This window comes from Streptomyces niveiscabiei, assembly GCF_001419795.1.
Lineage (GTDB): Bacteria > Actinomycetota > Actinomycetes > Streptomycetales > Streptomycetaceae > Streptomyces > Streptomyces niveiscabiei.
In genome coordinates this window covers 1-3,007 of sequence record NZ_LIRL01000660.1, presented here as the reverse complement: position 1 = coordinate 3,007, position 3,007 = coordinate 1, and the positions used below count along the sequence as shown (strand labels likewise).

The 3,007-nt window shown below is 71.7% G+C and carries 3 protein-coding genes; 1 reads left to right on the top strand and 2 read right to left on the bottom strand.

Annotated elements, in window-relative coordinates; genetic code table 11:
- On the bottom strand, positions 1-1,278 hold a 1,278-nt coding region (locus tag AOK24_RS29680), incomplete at its 3' end, for an acyl-CoA dehydrogenase family protein (RefSeq protein ID WP_079057057.1).
- A 90-nt stretch (positions 1,279-1,368) separates the two neighbouring features.
- On the opposite strand from AOK24_RS29680, the gene AOK24_RS29675 reads away from it, so the two are divergent.
- Entirely contained in the window at positions 1,369-2,529 is a 1,161-nt protein-coding gene (locus tag AOK24_RS29675) for a thiolase C-terminal domain-containing protein (protein ID WP_055723120.1), read from the top strand.
- A gap of 76 nt (positions 2,530-2,605) precedes the next feature.
- Here AOK24_RS29675 and AOK24_RS29670 read toward each other — a convergent pair.
- Positions 2,606-3,007 (bottom strand): ATP-binding protein (locus AOK24_RS29670; RefSeq protein ID WP_055723119.1); only part of this gene is annotated, 402 nt, incomplete at its 5' end.

Below are 3,007 nucleotides of genomic sequence, written 5' to 3'. Positions count from 1 at the left end.
CGGCGCGTGCGCCGAGTCGGGATGCGGGGTGGCCGGCAAGTCGGGGTGCTGGGCGTGCCGTTGGGGGTTCCGCTGGGGGTTCTGCTCCCCGTGCCGCTCGCCCTCTCGCCCGAACACCCCAGCCCTGTCGGCCGCATGCGCGCGCAGCCGATGCGGCGGCCCGAACAACAGCGCGTCCCCCACCGCCCGTTTGAAGTACAGCTGCGCGTCGTGCTCCCACGTGAACCCGATCCCGCCGTGCAGTTGGATCCCCTCACCGGCGGCGAGCCGCAGCGTGTCCAGCGCCTGCGCGAGCGCTATCCCCCCGACGGCCTGTCCGTCACCGGCCCAGGCGGCGTAGTAAGCGGCCGAACGGGCGGCCTGCACCTGCACATACACATCCGCGAGCCGATGCTGAACGGCCTGGAACGACCCGATCGCCCGCCCGAACTGCTCGCGCTGCTTGACGTGTTCGACGGTCATCTCCAGTACGCGCCCGGCGGCGCCGACGGCTTCGCAGGCGAGGTGGGCGGCGAACACGGACCCGGTCGAGGCGAGCACGGGCAGTACGTCGACGTCGCCGCCGTCGTCAACACTGCCGCTCTCCCCGAGCAACTCGGCGGGAACGTCCCTCAGTTGGACGCGCCCAAGTGGCCGGGTGGCGTCAAGTGCGGTATGCCGCACCCGAGTCACCCCGACGGCATCGCCGCGTACGACGAACAGCCGCACCCGCGACCGGGCGAACCCCCCGCAGTGCGCGGCGACGACCAGCACTCCGGCGCTGTGCCCGTCGAGGACGCGCACGACCTCGCCGTAGAGCCGCCAGCCGTGGTGACCGCCGCGCGCCTGTACGCCACCGGAGCGCCCCCCACCGGCCCAGTCACCGTCGTTCGAGCAGGTCAGGGCAAGGGCCTCGACGGGTGCGGCGAGCGTGGCGGTGAGGTCCCCGGCGGCGATGCGAGGCAGCAGAGCGGCCCGCTGCCCGGCACTGCCGAGAGCCGCGATCAGCGGTACGGCGAGTACGGAGGTGGCAAGCAGCGGCGACGGCGCGAGGGTGCGCCCCAACTCCTCACCGGCGAGCGCGAGTTCGAGCGAGCCGCAGCCCACCCCGCCGTACGCCTCCGGCAACGCGAGCCCGGGAAGCCCGAGTTGCCCGGCGAGCGCGCTCCACAGGGCGGGGTCGTATCCGGCGGGCGTCTCCACCGCGGCTCTCAGCTCGGCGGAGCCGCAGCGCTTGCCGAGGAGCTCGCGCAGGGTGCGCTGGATCTCGTGCTGTTCGGCAGTGAGGCCGGCGTCCATGTGTCCCCCAGGGCTCGGCAACTGACGCTCCGTCATATCAAAGCGCCGACACATATAGAAGAGAGCTGATCTGATGTACCGTCAGATCTCATGACGCGCAAGGTAGCTGTGGTGGGCGCCGCCCTCTCCGACTGCGGTCGCCTCGACGACACGACCCCGTACGCCCTGCACGCCCAGGCGGCCCGCCGCGCCCTGGCGGACGCCGGCCTGGACCGGGCCCTGATCGACGGCTTCGCCTCGGCGGGCCTGGGCACGCTCGCGCCGGTCGAGGTCGCCGACTACCTGGGCCTGCGCCCGACGTGGGTCGACTCCACGTCCGTGGGCGGCTCGACGTGGGAGGTCATGGCGTCCCACGCCGCCGACGCGATAGCCGCCGGTCACGCCAACGTCGTCCTGCTGGCGTACGGTTCGACGGCTCGGGCGGACATCCGGGCGGGCCGCCGCACCGGCACCCTGTCCTTCGGCAGCCGGGGCCCGGCCCAGTTCGAAGTCCCGTACGGGCACACACTGATCGCGAAGTACGCGATGGCCGCACGCCGCCACATGATCGAATTCGGCACGACGATCGAGCAGTTGGCGTCGGTGGCGGTGCAGGCGAGGACGAACGCGGCGCTGAACCCCGAGGCGATGTTCCGCACGCCGATCACCGAAGCGGACGTCCTGGACGGCGAGTTGATCGCGGACCCGTTCACGAAGCTGCACTGCTGCATCCGTTCGGACGGGGGCGCGGCGATCTTGCTGGCGGCCGAGGAGTACGTCCAGGACTGCCGTTCGGCGCCCGTGTGGGTGCTGGGGAGCGGGGAGCACGTCTCGCACGCGAGCCTGTCGGAGTGGGCCGACTTCACGGTGTCCCCGGCTGCGGTGAGCGGCCGGATCGCCTTCGAGAGAGCCGGAGTCGGGCCTTCCGAGATGGACTTCGCCGAGATCTACGACGCGTTCACCTACATGACGCTGGTGACCCTCGAAGACCTCGGCTTCTGCGCGAAGGGCGAGGGCGGGGCGTTCGTGGAGAAGGGCCGACTCCTGGTCGAGGGCGGGGAGTTGCCGGTCAACACGGACGGGGGCGGCCTCTCGGCCCAACACCCCGGGATGCGGGGGCTGTTCCTGTTGGTCGAGGCGGTCCGCCAACTCCGCGGAGAGGCCGGGGCGAGGCAAGTCCGGTCCCGGGAGGGTGACTTGCCTCGGCTGGGGGTGGCGTCGGGGACGGGCGGGTGGTTCTGCTCGTCGGGAACGGTGGTGCTGGGGAGGTGAGGGCTACCGGACGGTGTCGCCGCGGGTGATGCCGGTCTCCTCGATGTCGGCCCTGATCTCCAGGAGGGTGACCCGGTCACCCCCTCAGGTACCCCTCTGCCCCCTCCCTCGGAAGGACCGCCCACATCTTCGTGCCGCCCGTGAAGGTGCTGCTCGCGCCGATGCCCCAGTCGCCGGTGCAGGCGCCGATGACGCGGTCGAGGAGGTCGAGGGCGGTGCAGCGGTGGGTCTCGCAGGCGGACTTGAGGCGGGTGTTGGTGTGCTGGGGGTGGTCGTCGAAGAGGGTGATGAAGAGGGCGTCCTGGCGGTAGCGGAGGGAGAGGTAGATGTCCTTGCCGGGGGTGAACCGGCAGGCGCAGGTGGTGAGTTCGCTGACGGTCTGGACGGCGGCGTCGGTCATCAGGGGGAGGGAGTGGATGTCGAGGACGGCGCGGGTGATGTTGCGGGCGACGGCGGGGGTCTGGAGGTCGGCGGGGAG

Excerpts from the sequence above, each read along its gene's own strand:
- AOK24_RS29675 (WP_055723120.1), top strand. The coding sequence starts at position 1,369 with ATGACGCGCAAGGTAGCTGTGGTGGGCGCCGCCCTCTCCGACTGCGGT.